The following is a 21,944-nucleotide window of genomic DNA, read 5'->3' on the forward strand; positions in this document are numbered from 1 at the left end:
ATGGACGGCCCCGTCGAACATCGCACGCTGGCTGTCGACGGGGTACGGTCGCCGGTGCTCGTCGCAGGCCCGGACGGCGTTGACCCCAGCGAGGCCGTGGTGTTCGTGCACGGCAACAACGCCGGGGCCAAATGGGACCGGCTGCTGTCGCCGGTGGCCGGTTTCACCCGGGTGATCGCCCCGGAGATGCCTGGTTTCGGTGCGGCCGACAAACCGACCCAGTGGCCGTACACCGTGCCCGCCTATGCGGCCCATCTGGGAGCGATCCTGGACCAACTCGGCGTCAGACGAGCACACCTGGTCGCCCACGATTTCGGCGGGCCCTGGGCCCTCGCGTGGGCTGCCGACCATCTCGAGTCGGTGGCCAGCATCACGCTGATCAACGCCCCGGTGGTGATCAACCACTTCGCCGCCAAGCTGTGGCGCACACCGATTCTGGCCGAGGCGCTTTCACGGATCGGCAATCCGGCCGTGCTGCGCCGCGTGCTCGCCATGCGCGATCCTGGTTTGCCGGCCGATGCGCTGGATTCGATCGCCGAGCACATGTTCGCCCGTGGCACCCCTGATGCGGTGCTGAAGCTGTACCGGTCGACCGGGCCGAATGCCCTTGCGCCGTATGCCGATCGGCTCGCCGGTTACGGCGGTGACGTCCTGGTGGTGTGGGGTACCGACGACCGGTACGTGCCGTTCGCACAGACCGAGGACTACCGCCAGATCTTCGGCAACTGCGAGATACAGCCGGTGCCGGGGACGGGTCACTGGCCCTGGCTGGAACAGCCCGACGCGGTGGCCGGGTACGTCACCGCTTTCCTGCACCGGCAACTCGGACGGAACGCATGAAGCTGCGTCGCATTCGCACCGCCACCGGGCTGGCCGTGCAAGCGCTGGATTCCGAGGGGCAATGGGTTGCACACCCCGACCTCACCCCGTTGGGCGGCCGGGTGTTCGACGGCGACTGGCTGGCGGCGGCGGCCGACCGCCAACTGCAGCACAGCGATTACCTGCTGCCCTTCCAACCGGTGTCGTTCCGCGACTTCATGCTCTACGAACAGCACAACATCGACGCTGCCCGCGGACTGGTCCGGCGCCTGCATCCCGGCCTGTACCGGGCGACGTCGTTGTACGAAAGCGTGACCGGGCGCCCCGTGCCGCAGTTCAAACCCAAGCCGCTGTTCTACCGGCAGCCGATCTACTACATGTCCAACGCCCAGAGTTTCGTGCCGAGCGGTACGCCGGTGCCCGTCCCGGACTACTCGCAGGCGCTGGATTTCGAGCTGGAGATCGGATTCGTCTTGGCCGCACCGCTGTTCAACGCCACGCCTGAGGAGGCGATAGCTGCCATCGGTGCGTTCGTGGTGCTCAACGACTTCAGCGCCCGGGACGTGCAGCGGCCGGAGATGCTCAGCGGCTTCGGGCCGCAGAAGTCCAAGCACTTCGCCAGTTCGATGTCGGATACCGCCGTGACCGCCGACGAGATCCTGCCCCGCATCGACGCCCTCACCGGTTCCGTTGCGCTCAACGGGTCGGTGGTCAGCACCGTCAGTAGCGCCGGGATGCAACACAGCCTGGGGCAGGTGCTGGCCCACGCGTCACGCAGCGAACCGCTCTGTCCCGGAGAGCTGTTCGGTACCGGGACGCTGCCCGGCGGCAGCGGCATGGAGACCGGGCACTGGCTGCGCCCCGGGGACGCCCTCACGCTCACGCTGGACGGTATCGGCCGCATCGAGCACGTCATCCTCTGACTACCTGGCGGCAGCGTCGATCGCCTTGTAGATGCGCTGCTCGCTGACCGGCCGCGGGGTGCCGAGCTGCTGGGCCCACAGGCTGACCCGCAGCTCCTCGATCTGCCACGCGATGTCGCGGATGTCAGCGGCAGCGGCCCGCCCCGGCGACAGCGCCCGGACCAGGTCGTCGTAGGCGTCCTCGACGGCATGCACACGTGACATCCGGTCCCGGTCGGCTACGAGCGCCTGGGGCAGCCGCTCGAGCCGGCGGAGGATCGCTGTCACATACCTGGCCAGATCGTTCAGCCGGGCAACCCCGGTGGTGGTGACAAAACCCTTGGGCAACAGGCGATCGAGTTGGGATCGGATATCGGCAATTGCATCGGCCTGGTTGGGTGACGGGTTCTCCGGCAGCGCGACCTGTACCTCGTGCGCGGCGGCCAGCACCTTCTCGACGCGGCTCACCGCCGCCTGGGTGGTGGGGCCGAGTTCCTTACCGGCCCGCGCGACAACTTCGGTGAAGGCCGTCTTGGTCCACACAGGCTTGGGGACCAGCACGTCGGCCGCCGCATCGGCGCAATCGTCGAGCAGGGCGGCCAGCGTCCCGTCTGGGTTGGCGTTGAGGGCCAGGCGGGTCCGCGTGCTCAACCCACGCTCGATCGCCTTGACCGGCGACGGCACGGCCTGGCGCAACAGCCGGCGCAGGCCTGGACGCATGGCCGCGGCCTGATCGGCCGGGTTGGCGAACACCTTGATGTCCACGGCTTTTCCGGTGTCCACGAAAGCCGGGTACCCGCGCACGGTGTGGCCCCCGGACACGTTCTCCACCGTGCGCGGCAACTCGTCGAGATCATCGGGCCAGGCTCGTAACCCGCGCCGTTCCAACTCACCGCCCAGCGCCTCGGCCACCGCTTGCGCGACGGGGACGGCCAACTGCTCGCGCAGAGCGTCGATGTCCTTGCCCCGGGCCACCTCTTTGCCGTCGGCCGATTCCACGGCGAAGGTCATCCGTAGGTGGTCGGGCACCTTGCTGAGATCGAACGCCTCGATCGGCACCAGAATGCCGCTGCGCCTGCGTAGTTCACGCTGCACCTCGTCCAGCAGTGACCCTGCGGATGCATCGATGTCACCGAGGATGGCCCGTGCGGTGTCCGGGGCGGGCACAAAATTGCGCCGCAGGTCCTTGGGCAGCGACTTGATCAGTGCGGTGACCAGTTCCTCCCGCAATGCCGGTACCTGCCAGGCGAACCCGTCGCCGCCGAGCCGGGCCAGCACACCGACCGGCACATGCACCGTGACGCCGTCATCGGCGGCGCCGGGCTCGAACCGGTAGGTCAGTGGTAGCTCGAGATCGCCGGCCTGCCAGGTGTCGGGATTATCCGCACCGTCCTCCGAGCGCAGCAGGTCATCCCGGGTGAATGTGAGCAGCTCAGGTGTCTTGTGCCGCTGCTTCTTCCACCAGGCGTCGAAATGGCGCGCCGATACGATGTCCGCCGGGACGCGGGCGTCATACAGGGCATAGATGTCGTCGTCACCGACCAGCAGGTCACGCCGACGCGCGCGTTCCTCGATCTCCTCGAGTTCGGCGCGCAGGCGGGCGTTGTCGCGGAAGAAGTGGTGCCGGGTCTGCCAGTCCCCTTCCACCAGTGCATGACGGATGAACAACTCACGGCTCAGCTCCGGCTCGATCTTGGCGTAGCCGACCTTACGTCGGGGAACCAGCGGCAACCCGTACAGCGTGACTCGCTCATAAGCGACCACCTCGCCGCGTCTGGCCTCCCAGTGCGGCTCACTGTAGTTGCGGTGCACCAGATGCCCGGCGACCCGCTCGATCGCCTCCGGCTCGACCCGCGCAGCGATGCGGCCGAACAGCCGACTGGTCTCGACCAGGTCGGCCACCACGATCCAGCGTGGCGGCTTCTTCGTCAGCACCGATCCGGGTGCCAGAACGAACTTGGAGTTGCGGGCACCTTGATAGTCGCGTCCCTCGCCCTCACGCAGCCCGACGTGGGACAGCAGGCCCGCGGTCAACGCGGCATGGATGCCGGCCGGCTCGGCGGCCTCGTCACTCTCTCGGATCCCGATGTCGCGGGCGATGCTGCGCAGCTGCCCGGTCAGGTCCTGCCACTCCCGGATCCTCAGGTAGTGCAAGAACTCCTCCCGGCACATCCGCCGGAAGGCGCTACCGGAGAGCTGGTTTCGCTGTTCGCGGAGGTAGTTCCAGAGGTTCAGGTACGAGATGAAGTCCGAGTGCTCGTCGGCGAAGCGGGCGTGCTTCTGCCGGGCCGCCTCTTCCTTGTCCGTCGGGCGTTCGCGCGGATCGGGAATCGACAGCGCGGCGGCGAGCACCAGCACCTCCCGCACGCAGCCCTCGGTATCGGCCTGCAGGATCATCCGCCCGACGCGCGGGTCGAGCGGCAGCCGGGCCAGGCGGCGTCCGACATCGGTCAAGACCCCCGCGCGGTCGAACGCGCCGAGCTCTTGCAGCAGTTGCACACCGTCACGAATGCTGCGGGCATCCGGTGGGTCCAAGAAGGGGAAATCCGCGATGTCACCGAGCTGCAGGGCAGCCATCTGCAGGATGACCGCGGCCAAGTTGGTCCGCAGGATCTCGGGATCGGTGTAGCGGGGCCGGGATTCGAAATCCTGCTCCGAATACAGCCGGATGCAGACTCCGGGTGCGGTGCGGCCGGAGCGTCCGGCGCGCTGGGCGGCCGAGGCCTGGGAGATGGGCTCGATCGGCAGCCGCTGAACCTTGGTTCGCCGGCTGTAGCGCGAGATCCTCGCGGTGCCCGGGTCGACGACGTAGCGAATGCCCGGGACGGTCAGTGAGGTCTCGGCCACGTTGGTGGCCAACACGATTCGTCGTCCACTGTGGCTGGGCCGGAACACCTTCTGCTGTTCGGCGGTGGGCAGCCGGGCATACAACGGCAGCACCTCGGTGTTCCGCAGATCCTTGAGGGCTTCTGCGGTGTCCCGGATCTCGCGTTCACCGGACAGGAACACCAGCACGTCGCCCGGCGGTTCGGACTCCAGCTCACGGACCGCGTCGACGATGGCCTCGGTCGGATCCCTGGGCTCGGTGCGCACGATCTCGTGGTCGGGATCGTCCGGGTCCTCGGAGTCGTCCGCACCGCCGACGGTGACTTCCAGTGGCCGGTACCGGATCTCGACCGGATACGTCCGCCCGGACACCTCCACGATCGGCGCGTTGTTGCTGAGCCCATTTCCGGCACCGCCGAAGTGCGCCGCGAACCGTTCCGGCTCGATGGTGGCCGATGTGACGATGACCTTGAGATCTGGGCGCCGCGGCAGCAACTCGCGCAGATAGCCCAGCAGGAAGTCGATGTTGAGGCTGCGTTCGTGTGCCTCGTCGAGAATCAACGTGTCATAGCGCAGCAGCCGGCGGTCCCTTTGAATCTCGGCGAGCAGAATGCCGTCAGTCATCAACTTGATCAGGGTGGAATCGCTGGCCTGGTCGGTGAAGCGAACTGTGTACCCGACGGCCTCGCCCAGCGGGGTGCCGAGCTCGTCGGCAATGCGCTGAGCGACCGTGCGCGCCGCCAGCCGACGGGGCTGGGTGTGGCCGATGGTTCCGCGGATGCCACGGCCCAACTCCAGGCAGATCTTGGGCAGCTGGGTGGTCTTGCCCGATCCCGTGGCGCCCGCGACCACCACGACCTGGTTCTCGCTGATCGCCTTGGCGAGTTCGTCGCGGTGGTCACTGACCGGCAGGTCCGGGTAAGTGATGGCCGGAACAGCGGCCTGGCGGGTGAGCACCAGGGCTTCGGCAGCTGCTATTTGTTCGGCGATCTTCGCCGGGTCGGCACCGCGCAGGTTCTTGAGCCGGCGGCCGAGCCTGGCCTCGTCGCGAATGGTCAGGCCGTCGAGACGCGCACGCAGCGCGGCCAGCTCCTGACGTTCAGACACTGCACTAACGATAGGCGACGGCGCGAGCCGGTTTTCGCCACCGATTGCTTTGCCGAGAGTCACGTTGCTTTGCCGAGAGTCACGTTGCTTTGCCGAGAGTCACACCAGAGTGGCCGTCGAAGCCGAGGGCCACACTGGCGTGACTCGCGCGCGGGGGTTCGCCAGGAATGATGGACCACATGGCCGACTTCGTGATCCCGCCCCCACCGCAGGCGTCGCTCCCGGTGAGCGCCGGGCCCGGCCGTTTCCCGGTGCGGCGGGTGTTCTGCGTCGGACGCAACTACGCGGCCCACGCACGGAAAATGGGCAAGGACCCCGACCGCGAACCGCCGTTCTTCTTCATGAAGCCGGCCGACGCGGTGATCGACGCCGACGGCACCGTTCCCTACCCGTCACTGACCTCGTCGTTTCACCATGAAGTCGAACTCGTGGTGGCGTTGGGTGCCGGCGGGCGCGACGTGGCACCGGCCGACGCGCTGAACCTGGTCTGGGGCTACGGCGTCGGGGTGGATCTGACCCGGCGCGATCTGCAGGACGAGGCCAAGAAGCTCAGCCGGCCATGGGACTGGGCCAAGGGGTTCGACGCCTCCGCCCCGTGCACGCCGATCCACCCGGTCTCAGAAGTCGGCCATCCGGAAAGCGGCGAGATCTGGCTGAGCGTCAACGGCGAACTCAAACAGCGCGGCGACCTCAAGGATCTGATCTGGTCGGTGCCGGAGGTCATCAGCGCGATCTCAGCTGCCGTCGGCCTGGCCCCCGGCGACCTGATCTACAGCGGAACCCCCGCCGGGGTCGGTCCGATGCAACCCGGTGACGTCGTCTCGGGTGGCGTCGCAGGCGTCGCGGAGTTCACCTTCACGGTCGGCTCAGCCGATCGGCCGCCCGCCTGACCCGCACGCCCGCGGTGTCCACCTGGCGGGTGGTCATGGGTCGCAGCGGGTGGACGCACAGGATCAGCGCGACGCGGCCATGAGGATCGAACACTGGGGCCGCGATCGTGGCCACGGGCTGTGGTTTGCCCGTCGTGCCACCAGCCGGCGTCAGGCCGATCGTGGTGAACTCGGCCCGCAATTGATCGGTGATGCCCCGAACGTGGTCGGGCAGACCGTCGCTCGGCAGTGAGCCGACCATCTGCGCTGCCCGGGTGAGATCCGGGGTCGTCCAGTCGACGTCGAACCCCCGGGTCCGCGTCTGTGCGAGCACCTCGGTGAGCCGGTCTGTGAGAGCCCCGGTCGCCGTGGGCGCGCGGTCGATCCAGGCGCGCTGCTCGGCCGGCGAGTCCCAGGCGGCGAAGGCGACGCCGAACGGCGGCGCGTACCGGATGCGGTCACCGGGTGCACCCGCCGGCCGCGGCCCGGCACCTTCGAATGCGGTGATCACCAGCTCGTCCGCCACCCGTTCGACGACGGACGCGGCATGACCGAGCTGATCTGAAAGCTCCTGTGCGGCAATGCGTGCCGCATGCGCCAGTGGTCGCGCCACCGCCGTCCGGGCCGCCACCACCGCCAGACCCGGCCCCAGCGCGAATGTCTTGTCGGCAGGGTCGCGGATCAGCCAGCCCCGGTCGCACAAGGTCTTGAGGATCGCGTGGGCGGTGGCCTGGGTCAGATCCAGGGCGCTCACTACATCGGAGAACCGCAGACGCTTCTCACCGGAACTCGCCAGCAACTCGATCACGTCCAGCACTCGGCCTGTCGGCGCCGAGCCCGCACCACGCACCCTTGACTCCCCTCGCAGCGCTTCCTACAGTCGTTTTGTCAATTCGAGAGGCTATCTCGATTATTCGAAAACTGGTAGGTGTGATGCACGCAGTCGTCTTGCGGGAAGGCGCACTCACCGTGCGCGAGATCCCCGATCCCGAACCGGCCGGGCCAGCACGAATCATTGTGCATCCGAGCGGAGATCACGCATGACCTATCACGAGGACCGCGCGGACATCGTCGATGTCCTGGTGCGCTACGCGACGGGAATCGACCGGCGGGACTGGCCACTGTTCCGCACCGTGTTCACCGATGACTGCGTGCTGGACTACGGCGAAATCGGCAAGTGGAACGGGGTGGACGCCGTCACCGAGTTCATGGATCAATCCCACGCGATGGCCGGGCACACCATGCACCGGCTGAGCAACCATGCCATCGCCGTCGATGGCGACACCGCGACGGCCCGCACCTACATCGACGGGTTGATCATGGCCCAAGACAACAACTCCGGCGTCAACGCCGTCGGCTTCTACGACGACGAACTCGTCCGCACCCCGGCCGGCTGGCGGATCGCGCGGCGACGCTTCACCTCGGTGCGGATCACCAATGTCTGAATTCGCAGCGAAGTACGGACCGTGGGCACTCGTCGCCGGTGCCTCCGACGGCGTGGGGGCGGCAATGGCCGGGGAGTTGGCCCGCCGTGGCCTCAACGTCGTGCTGCTGGCCCGGCGGCAGGAGGTTCTCGACGGCGTCGCGGCGGAGATTCGGGAGAACGCGGACGTGCAGACCCGCACGCTGGCCATCGATCTCGCCACTCCCGGAGCTGCCGGCGAGGTGATCGAAGCCACCGCCGATCTGGACATCGGCTTCCTGGTCTACTGCGCCGGGGCGGATCCGAAGTTCGCACCGTTCCTGTCCGGACCGCTGTCGGACGCCGAGTCACTGGTGCAGCGCAACTGCATGGTGCCGATGCAGTTGTGCCACCACTACGCACAGCCCATGGTGGACCGGGGACGAGGCGGCATCGTCATCTTCGGATCGGGGGCCGGATTTGCCGGCGGACCCAACATGGTGGCCTACGGCGCAAGCAAGGCGTTCGACATGGTGTTCGCCGAGGCGCTGTGGACCGAACTGCACGACAAGGGCGTCGACGTCCTCGGACTGATCCTCGGCAAGACCGACACCCCCGCACTGCGCAAGCTCGAGCACGAGCGCGGCCAGATCTCGTCGCCCGAGGAGACTCCGCCGGGCGCCGCGGCCGTCGACGACGTGGTGGCGGCCGCATTCGCCAACCTCACCGCGGGACCGACCTGCCTGGTGGGCCCGGAGATTCAAGCGGCCGCACAATTGATGGCATCAGTGAGCCGCAACGACGCGGTGCGGTTCATCGAGCAGGCAGTCACCGCGGCGATGGGCACGTGACGCTGAAGCGGAGAGGGACGGTCAACGGCCCCCGGATCGCGGGCGTGTCACGCCAGGTAGGGCTGCCCACAAGTGCGGGGCGGCGGCGCAAGATGTGGCCCAGGGCGGCGGTGGTTTCCAGCCGGGCCAGGGGCGCGCCCAGGCAGTAGTGGGCGCCGTGACCGAAGGTCAGTGGGGCCGGCCCGGGTCGGCCAGGCCGGAAGACGTCTGGATCGTCGTAGGCGGCTGGGTCACGGTTGGCTGCCGCCACGCAGGCCAGAATGGTTTCACCACAACGAATGTCGATGCCGGCGAGAGTCTGGTTGGCAGTGGCGGTGCGAGCGGTTGCCTGGACGGGGCCGTCGAGACGCAGCAGTTCGGTGACGACCGCAGGGGCGGCGGGGTCCAACCCGTCTGCGGGGCAGGTGCCGTCCGCATCGGGCGTGAGCAATCGGACGAGGGCTGAACCGAGCAGGTTTGCGGTGGTTTCATGCCCGGCAACCGCGATGAGGATCGCGGTGATCACCACCTCGTCGAGCGTGAGGGTTGGGTCGGCGGCGATGTAGCTGAGCAGGTCGTCTCGGGGATGGGTGCGGCGGTCAGCGGCCGCCGGCAGCATCTCGGTGAGTAGCACCGCGGCCGCCCCGATTCCCTGTTCGAGTTGGTCCCGATCGGCGAATCCACCGAGGATGCGGACGATGGTCGGCGAATGCTCACGCAGTGCCGTGCACTGGCCGGTGTCCAAGCCCAGCCACGCGCCGATGACCGCGATCGGCAGCCGGAGGGCAATCTGCGCCATCGCATCGAAGGTGTCGCCGGCAGGAATGGTGGAAATCGCGTCGTAGCAGATGGATTCGACACCGTCGGCGAGTCGGCTGATGAAGGCACGGCCGAATACGTCCCGCACTGCGCCACGCAACCGGACATGGGCCGGACCGTCGGTGAACAGCATGCTGGCTTCGACAAAGGTCGTGTTGAAGAATTCCGACGCACCGGCGGCGGCCATGCTCGCCCGGGGGTCACTGGTCCACTGCGTTCCGGTGAGTACCTCGCGGGCGGCGTGATAGCCGAGGACCAGCCAGGCCTGTGCGGTGTCATCCCAAACAACGTCACCGTCACGGCGCCGCGCCTCATAGAACGGATAGGGATCGGCAGCGTCCCAGGGAAGTCCGGCGAGGGCAACGTCAGGGATGGTCATGGTGATCCAATCCGCAGGGCAATCCGCGTTCGCGGACCCAGGCGTGGTGTAGCTTCCCGAGTTCGGTGGTGGGTTCGGCGATGCCGGACAGGTCTTCGAGGATGGACCGGACCGGAACGGTCGCACGTAGTCCAGTGGCGATGTGATCGAAGGCGATCTGTAGCCGCGGCAGGAACACGAATTCGCGGGTCACCGTCATGTGTGCGGAGTTCTGGTCGCCGAGGAACGCACGGAGACTTCGCGCCATCTGTTCCGGTGTATAGGTGACCGGTTGCGGTTGGGTGGTCGCGTGCGCCATGTCCGAGACGACGCGCCGCAGGTCGTCGTCACTGACCGGCGAATCAGCCGATATCAGCCCCATCTGGAGCATCAGGTGACGGCAATCGTCGTAGCGACCCTCCATCCCGGCATGCATCAAAGCGAGGAACAGCCAGCGTGGCCGTTCGGCGAAGATTTGGACACAGCCGAAGTCCAGGCAACCGACGGTGCCGTCCGGGTTGAACAGGAAGTTGCCGGGATGCGGGTCGACCTGGACGAGGTTGCCGTGACGGGACCCGCTGTTGATGAATCGAAAGACCGCTTCGGCCCACGTGTTCCGTAGGTCTTGGTCGGCGTGTTGAGCTGCAGCCCAATCTATTCCATCGAGGTAGGTCATCGTCAGCACGCGCTCGCCGGAAGCTTCAGCGATGACTTCAGGGACATGGATGAAGGGGTGGCCCCGCAGGAGGTCGGCGAACGCGGTGATCATCGCTGCCTCGTGCCGATAGTCGACCTCCTCACCGATCCGGGCGGTTATCTCGGCGGCCATGGCACGGATGTCGGTCGCCACACCCAAGGCAGCGGCTCCCAAACGCATGAACGTGAGCAACAGTTCGGTGTTGGCGAGGTCATCCCGGATCGCCTGGGCGACACCGGGATACTGGATCTTGACCGCTACCGCACGTCCGTCACGAAGCACGGCCCGATGCACCTGACCGACTGATGCCGCCGCGATCGGCTCATCGTCGAACTCTGCGAAACAGTCGATACCCGAACCGAGCTCGTCAGCGAGCACCGTCCGCACAAGGTCTGGGCACATCGGCGGCGCGTCGGCCCGCAACCGAGCCAACGCCCGTTGGTACGGCGCGAATCCAGTATTGCCGATCGCCTCGGCATCGACCATCGACAGAATCTGGCCGGCCTTCATCAAGGCGCCTTTGGAATGGCCCAGCAACTCGGTGTAGCGCTCGGCGGTGCGTTCGTGGAACCGCTCGACGGCATCTGGTGACCCGGTCTTCTCCCGCAGTCCGGCAACCAGCCGGCCGCCCGCGGCGCGCGCGGTGAACCCGGCCAGGGGCATCGTGCGGCGGAGCCGGCCGCGGGGCACCACGTTGCCCGATGGGGTCATCCGACTTCCCTCCTGAGCCCAGTGTGGTCATCGAACGCACCGGGCAGACCCCGTTCGCGCACCCAGGCGTGGTGTAGCTCGCCCAGTTCAGTCGTGGGCTCGGCGACTCCATCCATGTCATCGACGATGCTGCGTGCGGGCAGCGTGGCGTGCAGTTTGGCGCAGATACTCGTGAGCGCCTGATTCACCCGCGGGGCAAAGGCGTAGGCCTCGGGTACCAGCATGCGAGACAACGGATTGGCGGAGTCGGGGCTGAACATCCACCGTGTGGTTCGCGCGGCGCTCTTGGCGGTGTAGGTGACGGGCTGAGGAGCGGCGATGACGTCGTAGAACACGTGCGTCCAGAAGTCGCAGAGTTGTTCGCCGGTCAGCGGGAAGTCGTCGGTGATGAATCCCGCTTCGATCACGTCGGCCCGCAGCTCATCCACGCGCTTGTCGATCGTGTTGCGCACGATGGAAATCCACATTCTGCGCTTCCGTTCTGCCAGCATCTTGATGCAGCCGAAGTCGACGAACCCGACGCTGCCGTCATTTCCGAATCGGTAGTTGCCCGGGTGCGGGTCCGCATGGAGTAGGTTGCTGTGCCGTATGTTCGAATAGCTGAACCGCGTGATTACTTCAGCCCAGCGGTTCTTGAGGCCTTGTTCGGCTTGTTGCGCTGCAGCCCAACCGATTCCGTCCAGATACGTCATCGTGAGGACCCGGTCGGTACAGGCATGGCCGACCAGGTCGGGGACCCGGAAGAACGGGTGGTCGAAATACAGTCGGTGGAACGTGGCGATCATCTCCGCCTCGCGACGGTAGTCCACTTCCTCAGCAATACGAGCGGTGTACTCGCGGGCCAGCTCGCGTGGGTCGAATACGATCCCGGAGGCCGAGGTGGCGAATCGTAGGAACGTGGCGATGAGTTCCGTGTTCGCGAGATCCTCTCGGATCGCCTGCGCCACGCCCGGATACTGCACCTTGACCGCGACATCGCGGCCGTCGGGAAGGACCGCGTGGTGAACCTGGCCGATGGACGCCGACGCCATGGGCTCGTCACTGAACTCCGCGAAAGTCCTTACGCCATCCTTGAGTTCAAGGTCGAGGACGTCGCGGACCAGCTCCGGCGGCATAGGCGGAGCATCCGACTGAAGCTGGGCCAACGCCTGTTGGTACGGCTGGAATCCGCCGGTTCCCACGTCTGACGAATCGATCAGGGACATCAGTTGCCCGACCTTCATCAGGGCACCCTTGGAGTGGCCGAGCATCTCGACATAGCGGCCGGCGGTGCGCTCATGGAACCGCTGCACCGCGCCGTCATCACCGGCCCGCTGCTGCAATCCCGCGACGAGCCGCCCACCAGCGGCACGCGCCGTGAACCCGACCAGTGGCATGGTCCGCCGGAGGCGGCCTTGCGGCACACGGTCGTGATGTTCTGCCACCGAACCGCTCCCATCGGGTTGCCCTCGTAGTACAGTGCGTTCATACGCAGAGTAAGTGATCACTTGCAGGAGGTCAACGATGTCCGCCGGATCAACCCGGGAGCGGCTGGTCACCGAGGCGATGAAGCTGTTCAGCGACAAGGGCTTTGAAGCCACGAGCGTGTCCCAGATCGAAGCCGCGGCTGGCTTGTCTGCCGGATCCGGAGCGCTCTACCGCCACTTCAAATCCAAAGACGCTCTCCTGGCAGCCGGTATCGACCGTCAACTGGACCGCCGCTCGGCCATGCAAGACATCCGGGCCCTGTTCGCCGGACTCGGGGACCTGCACAGCGAACTGACCGTGCTCGGTCGCTACCTGCTCACGGTGATCGATCAGGAAAGCGAGCTACTCCAGGTCGCCGCCCGCACACCCGCAGGTTTGTCCGACCGGTTGGACACCGCGTACGCCGCGCTCGTCGATGGGTTGTGCGATGAACTGAACGGATGGATCAACGTGTGGGCGCCGACCAGATCATCTGAAGAGACGCGGGTTCTGGCCTCACTTGGAATCAACAGCCTGCTCGGAGAACGATTCGCCGCCAACTTGTTCCGCCGTTCAATCGCATCAGCATCCGACGACGAGTATCTGAGGGAATGGACGGCCACCCTCGCCGCACGCGTGCAGTCGCTCGGCTGATCGCAGCAGCCAGGTCTACGTCGCGCGTCACGGTGACGGACCTCGACCGGAGGCTTTCGCCGTGATTGCCTGGACGTATGGGACGGTCCTACTGCTATACCGATGTCCGTCGGGTCGCCGCGGATCCAGCCGTTGTTTGGGAGATTGTCTCCAACCATGAGCGCATGTCCGAATGGACACCGTCTCGCAGGGTGGTTCTGGAGAACCCCGGCAGCCCGGATCGAAATGGCGTGGGAGCCATCCGCGCGCTCCACATGTTCGGACCGGTTATTCGGGAACAAATTACGGGGTTCGAACCGCCGACGACACTGCGGTACAGCCTGGTGTCTGGTCTACCGTTCCGCGAGTACACAGGTCAGATCACCGTCGAGCCCGCGGCGACCGGCAGCCTGATGTCGACGGTTATCAGCTTCCGCACGATCATCCCGGGCACACAGATTCTTGTGGCCATCGCGATGCGAGTTGCCAGTGCGGGGGCTGCCCGCGCGGCGCGCCGATACTCCCGATGAGATCATCCGCCACGGCTTTTCACCGCTCCCGAGGGGCCGGCGCAGTCGATGGCCCCCGAACCTTTTGCCCAATTAGGGTCCGCGGACTGTCTTCCCACTGAGGGTGTCGCGCTCGATGAGGTTCGGTGGGGCGGGGTTGAGCAGTATCCAGCCGGGCGGGAGTTGTGGGTCGTTCTGCTCTGTAGCGGGAGCGGGTGGGTCGAACACGGTTGTGCCCCAGAGGTGTTCGATGTGGGGTGGGGGCGGCGAGGGTTTGGTCAAGTCGTCCCAGCCCAGGTCCCACTCGGGCAGCCACTGCGGGTCGGGTGCCAGGTGCCAATCGGGTTCGGGGTCTGGCTCGAACTCCCGCGCGGGTTTGGGGTCGTGCCACAGGTCGTGTTCCGACTCCGGATTCCGTTCGGGGTCTGGCTCGGGCTCGGGCTCGGGCTCGGGCTCGGGCTCCTGGGCCCGTACGGGCTCGGGGTCCTGCTGGGGGTCCGGTTCCGGTTGTGGTTCGTCGTCCTCGTCGTATGGGGTGAGTAGTAGTTCGGGGCGGTGGTGGTAGTTGATGCGGTGTTGGCCGTGGTCCAGTTCGGGTGGGGGCTGCCATTCCACCTCGCCACGCTCGTTGATGGTGGTGGTGTAGCCACCGTCGTCGACCTGGCGGTTGTCGGGGCCGCACGCCAAGCTCATGGTGTCGACGTTGGTGTCGCCGCCGGCAGCCCAGTCGTCGGTGGCGTGGTGGGCTTGGCAGCCGTAGGCACCCACGGTGCAACCCGGTTTGGTGCAGCCCCCGTCGCGGGCGATGAGCATGATGCGCTGGGCCGGGCTGGCGACCCGGCGGGCCCGAAAATAGTTCAGCGCCGCCCCGGTGGCCTGATCGAAGATCGCCAGGTAGTGACTGGCGTGGGCACCCATCCGGATGACGTCTTTGATCGGGATTTTGGTGCCGCCACCGGTGACACCGATGCCGGCGCGCGATTCGAGATCTCGCAGGGTGGTGCGCACGATGATCGAGACCGGTAGCCCGTTGAGTTGACCGAGATCGGTCATCAACGCGATGCGTCCGACCACGAGCAGGGCGTCGTGTTGGCGTTGAGCCAGGCTGCGGTGATCGTTGTCGATCTGGGCTTGGGTCGGGGTGCCGCTGGTGCAGGGCTGCTCGTCGTCGGGGTTGCACATGCCCGGGGCGGCGAATTTGGCGAACAGCACCTCCCACACCGCAGCCGCTTCCGGACTCAGGTTCGCCGTCCACGGTGTCATGGCGTCTCGACCCTGCTTGCCCACCGACAGCCCGCGTTTGCGGGCACGTTCGGTGTCGTCGGGCTCGGGGCCGTCCTGATCGAGCAGAAACAGCCGCAAGTCGGCGGTGTCTTTGAGTTCTTTGGGGCCCACCCCGACCGCGACGCGCACCAGGTCGGCCTCGAACTGTTCGCGGGTGCTCGCATCGACGAAGCCGGGCAGGTGATCGACCGCGTCGCGCAGCACCTTGACGTGATCAGGATTGATGAGCCCGGCAGCTTGGGCGGCGGCGACCACCGGCAACACTGGCGCAAGGGGTTCACCGGTGAGGGTGCGGCGCGGCCCCAGCGCGGCCGTCTCGCCCAACCGGCGAGAGGCCTCAGCGGTCGATAACCGCCACCGCACCCGCAGCACCTCGTTCCACGATTTGGCGCCCATCTCCCGGGGTGTGGTGTCGGCCTGCAACTGGGCCAGCAGCCGATGCAGCGGGGAAGGTAGTTGGCAGGTCAGGGTCTCGTACTCGTCGAGCACCGCCAACACCTCAGCCCCCGACAACGCCGCGGTATCGCAGGCCGCGAAGGCGTCGAACGCGGCCCGCAACCCGGCCACCGCCTGAACCGCACCCGCCTGCATAATTCGAACATACATTCGACCACCGACAAGTGCGGCCGTGCGAAGTGCTAGCCGATTCGGTCGGGCGCCCAGTAGGCAAGCATCTCGGCGAACGTCTCGAAGGCCGGCTTCGACACCCCGTAGGCCGCCTCGAAGTGGATGCTCAGCGGGAAGCCGAGCTCGGCCACCCCGTCGATCACCCGCTTGTACAGGTCCAGCATCAGCTTGCGCTTCTCATCCGGGTCACGTTCGGCGAGCTGGCTGACGAACTCCTGCTCGGCAGCGACGGCCGAGTTGCCCGGATCCTGGATCAGCCAGTTGATCAGGCCGACCCTGGACTCCATCTTCGGCACGAAGCCGAACGACAGCAGGATCTCGGGCCGGTGCTCGGTGGTCTCGGCGAATTCTTTGAGGTACCCGACGATGGCATCCGAGTACAGCAGCTGGGTCATGCCGTACGTCGCGCCCTGCTCGCATTTGAAGTTGAACCGGCCCTGCTCACCGTCGCGGGTCGGGATCAGGATGGCTCCACGGTTGGGCACCAGCTGCTCATAGATCGAGAGGGCGTCCGTGGGTGCGACACCCTCGCCCTCGCCGTCCTTCATGGTCCGCGGCACACCGACAAAGGCGATGCCGTCGAAACCGGCGCCGCTGAGATCGGTCAGGCGCTTGCCCAGCGCCTCCTGGCTCAGGAACGACGTGACCTGCGTGCACAGACCACGCATACCGGCCAGCTCGGGCCGGAGGATGTTCCAGTAATCCAGGACATCCATCCGCGGCTTCATCTCGATCGGACGGTCATCGTCCTCGTCGATCATCCCGGGGATCATGACGTGCCCGATGCGGCCTTCGATCCCGGTCTCGGCGGCCAAAGCCAGCACTTTCCGCGCCTCGTCCACGGGATATTGCACGCCACGTTCCAGGTTCGGCGGGACGAGCTCCAGCGCGATTGTGTTCAGGGGCACGGACTTGCTCCACATCTCATTACGTTCAGTCGCAGCATGCCGGGCGGCACTGACCAGCAGCAGACGATGCTGTCCAGACTACGTATCGCGGCCTCGGAGGTGGCGGGCTGGTTACCCATACGGCGTCAGGAAGTGTCGTGGCGCACATTCCGCTGCGGCTGCTGCTTCGTGGTAGACCACCTGCATGGCTGAGCGCGTCACATTCCCCAGTTCGACCGGGCCTGCGCTGGCGGGCGTGATCGATCGGCCGGACGGGCCGGTGCGGGGCTGGGGCGTGTTCGCACACGGCTTCACCCTCGGCAAGGATTCGCCCGCCGCCTCCCGTATCTGCAAGCAGCTGGCCGCCGACGGTATCGGGATGTTGCGCTTCGACGCATTGGGCCTGGGTGATTCCGCGGGGGACTGGGGCGATGGCTCCTTCACTGTCAAGACCAACGACGTCATTGCGGCCTGTTCGTTCATGGCCGACCGCGGCACGCCTGCCGACCTCTTGATCGGACACTCGTGGGGCGGTGCGGCAGTGATCGCAGCGGCCCGGCGATCCCCCGGCGTGCGGGCCGTGGTGACCGTCGGTGCGCCGTTCGACCCCACACACGTCGAACGCCAATACGACGCCGTGATCGATCAGGTCTGCGCCGAAGGCAGCGGCGAGTGGATGGTGGGCGGGAGGACGCTGACCCTCAAGAGGGCATTCGTCGAGGACGTCCGGGCCGCCGAACTACTGGACAAGATCGAAGGCCTCAAGTTGCCGTTGCTCATCCTGCATTCTCCGACCGACAACACCGTGGGCATCAAGAACGCGAGCGACATCTTCTGGGCCGCCCGCCATCCACGCAGCTTCGTCTCGCTGGAAGGCTCCGAGCACCTGCTCACCAGGCCCGGGCAGGCCCAACGCGCCGGCAGGATCATCGGCGCATGGGCCGACGCCTACCTCGACGTGCGATAGCGTCACCACATGTCTGACTCAGCCACTCAGATCGCGTTCGTGCAGGCCACCTGGCATCGCAACATCGTCGACAAGGCGCGCGAGGGGTTCACCGAGCAGATCGGCAGCCACGGATTCGCCGATGCGGCCCTGGAGTTCTTCGAAGTACCCGGCGCCTTTGAAATCCCGCTCACCGCAAAGCGTCTGGCGCTCACCGGGCGCTACCGGGCGATCGTCGCGGCCGGGCTCGTCGTCGACGGCGGCATCTACCGCCACGACTTCGTGGCCACCGCGGTGATCGACGGGCTGATGCGCGTGCAACTCGACACCGACGTTCCGGTGTTCTCCGTCGTGCTCACTCCGCACCATTTCCACGAGCACGACGAGCATGTCGACTACTTCACGAAGCATTTCGTGAAGAAGGGCGCCGAGGCGGCCAACGCCGTCGCCGCGACGCTCGCCGTGCACGGTTCGTTGGGCTAAGAAGCCGTCGCGCAGCGGACGTGCCCGGAGATGTGTTCGTAGACCTTGCGGGTGACGTCGACGTTGTCACTCATGATGTTGTATCCGTGGTCGACGTCGGGTACTTCGTGATACTCGGCCAGTGAGCCGACCGCGTCGAGCTTCTGGGCGTACCGCCAGGCCTCGTCGCGCAGCCGGTCGTACTCGGCGGTGACGATCAGCGCCGGGGCGATGCCTTCGATTCCGTCGGCGTTGGTACCCCAGGCCGGTGAGGCCAGGCGGTCGCTGCGCCGAGCCCGCTCGGGAATGTAGGCGGTGTCGAACACCTCACCCATCCAGGGCTTCATCACCGCCTTGGCACCCAATGGAGAGTGCTTGTCCTTCGTCGCGGTGACCAGATCCAGTGGCGGGTAGTGCAGAACCTGCAGTGCGATCGGGGGCCCGCCATTCTCGAGCGCCAGCCGGGAAGCCGCCGCACAGAGGCTGCCGCCCGCGCTCTGGCCGCCGAGGCACAACCGGCTGCCGTCCCAATCCCGCTCGGGCGCCGAGACCCAGCTCAACACGTCATAGATCTGCTCAACGGGGGTGGGAAACCTGTGTCGCGGCGCCAACAGGTAATCGACATTGACCACAACGACATTCGCGTTGGCGGCGAGATAACGGCACCACGGGTCGTCCTGCGCACGGTGTCCGACGACGAAGCCGCCGCCGTGCACGTTCACGTACACCGCGGGTTTCGCCGCACCTGACGGCGGGTGGTACACCGTGGCGGCGACGTCACCGTGCCGGGTCGGGATGTCGGTCAGCGTTGTGCGGCCCGGGATTTCGGGGAATCGCACGCCCGGTTTGGGCGCCGGGTTGACGGCCGCCGAGAAAAACCGTGCCAGGGCGTCGGCCAGTATCGGTGTGGACAGTATGGACACGGTTTCCTTCGGATGCGCGGTCGGGGACTGCAAGGTCAATTGAGGGTGTCTGAAGGATTCTCACCGAACATGTGGCGGTAGGCAGCGGCGAAACGCCCGGTATGGGCGAATCCCCAGCGAGCGGCGACGGCCTGCACGGTCGTCGTGGCCGGATCGGCGTTGAGCAGCTCTTGACGGGCGTGGTCGAGGCGAACGCGGCGCAGGTAGCCCATCGGCGAGTCCCCGAGGTGGCGGCGGAACATGTATTGCAGCGCTCGTGGCGTGACATAGACGGCTTCTGCGATGTCGGCGAGGGCGATATCGGCGTCGGCGTTGGCTTCGATGTAGGCGATGGCTCGGCGCAACAGCACCGGTTTGGCATCGCGCCGATCGGTCGGGCCGGGTTCCAGCCCGGCGTTGGTCGGCATGGTGGCCAGCACGGCCGCCGCCAGCATCGAGGCGGTGGTCGAGGCGACGAGCGGCGGAACCGGTCCGACCCTGCCCTGCACCACGGTGCGCACGTACTCGATCGCCACGGCGAGTTGGGTCCCGGCTTGCGGTGATATCGGACGATGCCCTGTCAGTCGGACGAATCCGCCGGTGTCGCCGGCATCGGTGGTCGCTACGCGTCCCAGCAGTTTGACGTCGAACATGGTCAGGTCATAGCGGGCCCGGCACACCCGGCCCGAGTAGGGAAGCTCGGGCGGAGAGACCAGCGTGACGTCACCTGGACCGAAAACATCCTGCGGTTCGCCGATGAAATTCGCCTCGATCCGGCCCGAATGCATGCGGCACAGGCAGATCCGGTTCAGCGGATCGGCGTCGTACGACAGGTGATAGTCGAGATTGACTTCATCGAAACTGACCGGCCCCAACCACTTTCGGACGATGCGTGTAGCCGGGAGCTCATCACGCGCCCGGCCGATGGACATCTTCGTGTAGGCGCGCGCCAGGAAGTCCTCGGTTGCGCCGAGGTCCGCGCTCGTGAAATCCAGGTCTTCGTACGCCGTCATCACGCTTTGCTCGCAGTGGCTGGACGGGGCGCGACTGCAACCCCGCAGAAACCAGCCTACCTGCGCCGCTTACGTTGTATACCGGCGTCGGCTCAGCCCGGCGCCGGCAGGTCAGCCAGAGCTGGCCGTCGGCCCCGCCTCGCCGACGACCGGCAGTTGATGATCCGCGAAGACCCGCAGGAGCGGGCGCAACGCATGTCCGGCCACCACGTGCCAACCCACCCGTGCTTGATGGCATTCGTCGGCGAATGCCATCAGGTCGCGGAATCCGCTGACCGCCATGAAGTCGACCGCGCGCAGGTCCAGGACGAAGGGGGTTCCGGTGTGGACGAGACGGCGGATCGCCGCTACCAGCCGGCCCGAGTTGCAGATGTCGATTTCGCCTTCGACCACCAGCACCGTGGCCGGGCCCCGGACATGCGCCGACACCCGCGCTCCGGCGCAGTCGATGACGGCGGTATCGGTCGACCGAACCGGTCGCAGCCAGTCGGGGTAATAGTGAGTAGCAGTCATGATGGCACTCCATCGCCTTGCAACGGGAAGGGCGAGGTGAACCTCGACCATGCGACCGGCTGTGTGCTCAACCGAGTCGAGGTTATCGCGATCATCACCGGTAGGGACCGGTACAAATTACGAGGCAATAGCCGGGTGGTGTGGGAATTGTGCTGGGCGCCAACAGTTCTCACCAAATGCGGGACTCTCCACGGCGTATCAGGATTTCGTTGCCTGGATAACGGCGAGGCCCGGCGACTTCGTTTATCGGCCCGATGATGTGAATCCGGCCACTTCGACCGCGAATCGGCGTCGGATAACCCCTGGAAATGGCGCCGGCGAGGGCGAAACATGAACATGGCTCACGTCAGCGGTGTGCGACGATTCAGAGGTGGTCTCCCACAAGCCACTGCGGCGCCGACAGCCCGTCCAGGAACGCAGCCGACGCCGCGTCGAACGCATCCGGGCCGCAGCGCTCGAGCTCCTCGAGACCCAGGGCGTAGACGCCGTCACCACCCGGGCCATCGCACATCGAGCCGAAGTGCCTGTCGCGACGGTCTATCAGTTCTTCCCCAACCGCGACGCGATCCTGCAGGAGATCGTCACCGACCACCTCGACCGGCGTGACGCAGATGGGGCGGCGTTTCTGGCCACGCTGACACCGACCAGCCTGGCCGAGGTCACCCACGGCATCTTCGAATTCCACTACGAGCATCTGCGCAACCATCCGCACCTGGTGAACCTGCACTACACCAGCCTGGCCAGCGGCCTGATCGCCGACCCGAGGGCGCGCCGAGCCGAGTTCGCCAACGCCATGCACGCCAGACTGCTGAACTGGGGTCTGCTACCTGAGGGCACCGACCCCTTGGTGACGATGGTTGCGGTCGAGATGGGCGATCGCCTGCTGGAGATGGCATTCCACGCCGGGCGGGAGCGAGACCGGGCGATCCTCACCGAGGGCGAGCGGGCGCTGACGCAGTATCTGCAGGCTTACGCCGCACCCACGTCCTGATCGACGGCGCGTCGCTGCTTTGCCAGGGCGAAGCGGGTGAGCGTGCCGACAAACCGCTCGAGGGCGGCGCCCCGGCCGCGCGCGACGGAGCGCGGGACCCAGGATCCGCCGCGACGCTCGAGCATCAGCTCTTCGACCGGCTCGTGGAACACCGGGGTTGCCACGCCGGGATCGGTCGCGTCCTGCCAGTTCTCGACGATGTGGACCTGTAGGCGCCTGCCGTCGAGCCTGCGCACCCGCACCGACGACGCCGACACCGCGACGGCGAGGGTGGTGGTCGGGAAGTCACCACCGATGCCCACCTGGATGACGCCGTCGACGAGCGGAACCGTGAGGAAAGTCGTGCCCCGGCGCAATCGGTCGAGATCCATACCGTTAATGATTATCATTT

21 protein-coding genes are annotated in these 21,944 nt (G+C 66.6%); 10 read left to right on the top strand and 11 right to left on the bottom strand.

Features of this window, described 5'->3' with window-relative positions; genetic code table 11:
• Window positions 1–840, top strand: a complete 840-nt coding sequence (locus BKG60_RS30255; RefSeq protein ID WP_075910500.1) for an alpha/beta fold hydrolase — start codon at window positions 1–3, stop codon at window positions 838–840.
• On the top strand, window positions 837–1,742 hold the full coding sequence (locus BKG60_RS30260) for a fumarylacetoacetate hydrolase family protein (protein ID WP_075910418.1): 906 nt from the start codon (window positions 837–839) through the stop codon (window positions 1,740–1,742). Before BKG60_RS30255 ends, BKG60_RS30260 begins: the two co-directional genes overlap by 4 nt.
• On the opposite strand, the gene hrpA is transcribed toward BKG60_RS30260, so the two are convergent.
• Entirely contained in the window at window positions 1,743–5,654 is a 3,912-nt protein-coding gene (hrpA, locus tag BKG60_RS30265; protein WP_075910419.1) for an ATP-dependent RNA helicase HrpA, read from the bottom strand. It lies immediately after the preceding gene.
• 179 nt (window positions 5,655–5,833) lie between these two features.
• On the opposite strand from hrpA, the gene BKG60_RS30270 reads away from it, so the two are divergent.
• Window positions 5,834–6,544 carry a fumarylacetoacetate hydrolase family protein gene (locus BKG60_RS30270; protein WP_120765090.1) on the top strand — a complete coding sequence of 237 codons (711 nt, stop codon included), beginning with the start codon at window positions 5,834–5,836 and terminating at the stop codon, window positions 6,542–6,544.
• Here BKG60_RS30270 and BKG60_RS30275 read toward each other — a convergent pair.
• A complete protein-coding gene (locus tag BKG60_RS30275) occupies window positions 6,510–7,340 on the bottom strand; it encodes an IclR family transcriptional regulator (protein ID WP_083284472.1) in 831 nt (276 codons plus the stop codon). The two genes, BKG60_RS30270 and BKG60_RS30275, sit on opposite strands and share 35 nt — an antisense overlap.
• 223 nt (window positions 7,341–7,563) lie before the next feature.
• On the opposite strand from BKG60_RS30275, the gene BKG60_RS30280 reads away from it, so the two are divergent.
• Together BKG60_RS30280 and BKG60_RS30285 are read left to right on the top strand one after the other, a co-directional pair.
• Window positions 7,564–7,968 (top strand): nuclear transport factor 2 family protein, encoded by a 405-nt coding sequence (locus BKG60_RS30280; RefSeq protein WP_075910421.1) that lies wholly within the window; start codon window positions 7,564–7,566, stop codon window positions 7,966–7,968.
• Window positions 7,961–8,776, top strand: coding sequence for an SDR family NAD(P)-dependent oxidoreductase (locus BKG60_RS30285; RefSeq protein WP_075910422.1), 816 nt, complete (start codon window positions 7,961–7,963; stop codon window positions 8,774–8,776). The genes BKG60_RS30280 and BKG60_RS30285 overlap by 8 nt, the downstream gene beginning before the upstream one ends.
• On the opposite strand, the gene BKG60_RS30290 is transcribed toward BKG60_RS30285, so the two are convergent.
• From BKG60_RS30290 to BKG60_RS30300, 3 genes are read right to left on the bottom strand one after another with little or no spacing between them, the layout of a single operon-like run.
• Window positions 8,754–9,953 (bottom strand): cytochrome P450, encoded by a 1,200-nt coding sequence (locus BKG60_RS30290; protein ID WP_070188470.1) that lies wholly within the window; start codon window positions 9,951–9,953, stop codon window positions 8,754–8,756. The two genes, BKG60_RS30285 and BKG60_RS30290, sit on opposite strands and share 23 nt — an antisense overlap.
• Window positions 9,940–11,340 (bottom strand): ABC1 kinase family protein, encoded by a 1,401-nt coding sequence (locus BKG60_RS30295; RefSeq protein WP_200806171.1) that lies wholly within the window; start codon window positions 11,338–11,340, stop codon window positions 9,940–9,942. Before BKG60_RS30295 ends, BKG60_RS30290 begins: the two co-directional genes overlap by 14 nt.
• On the bottom strand, window positions 11,337–12,716 hold the full coding sequence (locus BKG60_RS30300) for an ABC1 kinase family protein (protein ID WP_070188478.1): 1,380 nt from the start codon (window positions 12,714–12,716) through the stop codon (window positions 11,337–11,339). The genes BKG60_RS30295 and BKG60_RS30300 overlap by 4 nt, the downstream gene beginning before the upstream one ends.
• A gap of 127 nt (window positions 12,717–12,843) precedes the next feature.
• On the opposite strand from BKG60_RS30300, the gene BKG60_RS30305 reads away from it, so the two are divergent.
• Complete coding sequence (locus BKG60_RS30305) at window positions 12,844–13,440, top strand: TetR/AcrR family transcriptional regulator (protein ID WP_070188469.1); 597 nt, start codon at window positions 12,844–12,846, stop codon at window positions 13,438–13,440.
• 77 nt (window positions 13,441–13,517) lie between these two features.
• Window positions 13,518–13,949, top strand: coding sequence for an SRPBCC family protein (locus tag BKG60_RS30310; protein WP_075910423.1), 432 nt, complete (start codon window positions 13,518–13,520; stop codon window positions 13,947–13,949).
• A gap of 72 nt (window positions 13,950–14,021) precedes the next feature.
• On the opposite strand, the gene BKG60_RS30315 is transcribed toward BKG60_RS30310, so the two are convergent.
• Both BKG60_RS30315 and BKG60_RS30320 read right to left on the bottom strand, forming a co-directional pair.
• Window positions 14,022–15,818, bottom strand: a complete 1,797-nt coding sequence (locus BKG60_RS30315; protein ID WP_083650382.1) for an HNH endonuclease signature motif containing protein — start codon at window positions 15,816–15,818, stop codon at window positions 14,022–14,024.
• A gap of 32 nt (window positions 15,819–15,850) precedes the next feature.
• A complete protein-coding gene (locus tag BKG60_RS30320) occupies window positions 15,851–16,747 on the bottom strand; it encodes a mycobacterial-type methylenetetrahydrofolate reductase (RefSeq protein ID WP_070186185.1) in 897 nt (298 codons plus the stop codon).
• Window positions 16,748–16,931: 184 nt separating this feature from the next.
• On the opposite strand from BKG60_RS30320, the gene BKG60_RS30325 reads away from it, so the two are divergent.
• The gene (locus tag BKG60_RS30325; RefSeq protein WP_070186135.1) at window positions 16,932–17,693 is read left to right on the top strand and encodes an alpha/beta hydrolase family protein; all 762 of its coding nucleotides are present in this window, start codon (window positions 16,932–16,934) and stop codon (window positions 17,691–17,693) included.
• Between the two features lie 9 nt (window positions 17,694–17,702).
• Complete coding sequence (locus tag BKG60_RS30330; protein WP_070186136.1) at window positions 17,703–18,155, top strand: 6,7-dimethyl-8-ribityllumazine synthase; 453 nt, start codon at window positions 17,703–17,705, stop codon at window positions 18,153–18,155.
• On the opposite strand, the gene BKG60_RS30335 is transcribed toward BKG60_RS30330, so the two are convergent.
• The 3 genes from BKG60_RS30335 to BKG60_RS30345 form a co-directional block, all read right to left on the bottom strand.
• On the bottom strand, window positions 18,152–19,057 hold the full coding sequence (locus tag BKG60_RS30335; protein ID WP_070186186.1) for an alpha/beta hydrolase: 906 nt from the start codon (window positions 19,055–19,057) through the stop codon (window positions 18,152–18,154). The two genes, BKG60_RS30330 and BKG60_RS30335, sit on opposite strands and share 4 nt — an antisense overlap.
• A 35-nt stretch (window positions 19,058–19,092) precedes the next feature.
• Complete coding sequence (locus BKG60_RS30340; protein ID WP_070186187.1) at window positions 19,093–20,049, bottom strand: helix-turn-helix transcriptional regulator; 957 nt, start codon at window positions 20,047–20,049, stop codon at window positions 19,093–19,095.
• Window positions 20,050–20,160: 111 nt separating this feature from the next.
• The gene (locus tag BKG60_RS30345; protein ID WP_165688733.1) at window positions 20,161–20,562 is read right to left on the bottom strand and encodes an STAS domain-containing protein; all 402 of its coding nucleotides are present in this window, start codon (window positions 20,560–20,562) and stop codon (window positions 20,161–20,163) included.
• 370 nt (window positions 20,563–20,932) lie between these two features.
• Between BKG60_RS30345 and BKG60_RS30350 the strand changes: the two genes are divergently transcribed.
• Entirely contained in the window at window positions 20,933–21,553 is a 621-nt protein-coding gene (locus BKG60_RS30350) for a TetR/AcrR family transcriptional regulator (protein ID WP_070186189.1), read from the top strand.
• Here the strand turns inward: BKG60_RS30350 and BKG60_RS30355 are convergent.
• Window positions 21,532–21,924 (bottom strand): hypothetical protein, encoded by a 393-nt coding sequence (locus tag BKG60_RS30355; RefSeq protein ID WP_075910424.1) that lies wholly within the window; start codon window positions 21,922–21,924, stop codon window positions 21,532–21,534. The genes BKG60_RS30350 and BKG60_RS30355 overlap by 22 nt on opposite strands.
• Window positions 21,925–21,944: the final 20 nt, after the last annotated feature.

Source organism: Mycobacterium syngnathidarum (assembly GCF_001942625.1).
Lineage (GTDB): Bacteria > Actinomycetota > Actinomycetes > Mycobacteriales > Mycobacteriaceae > Mycobacterium > Mycobacterium syngnathidarum.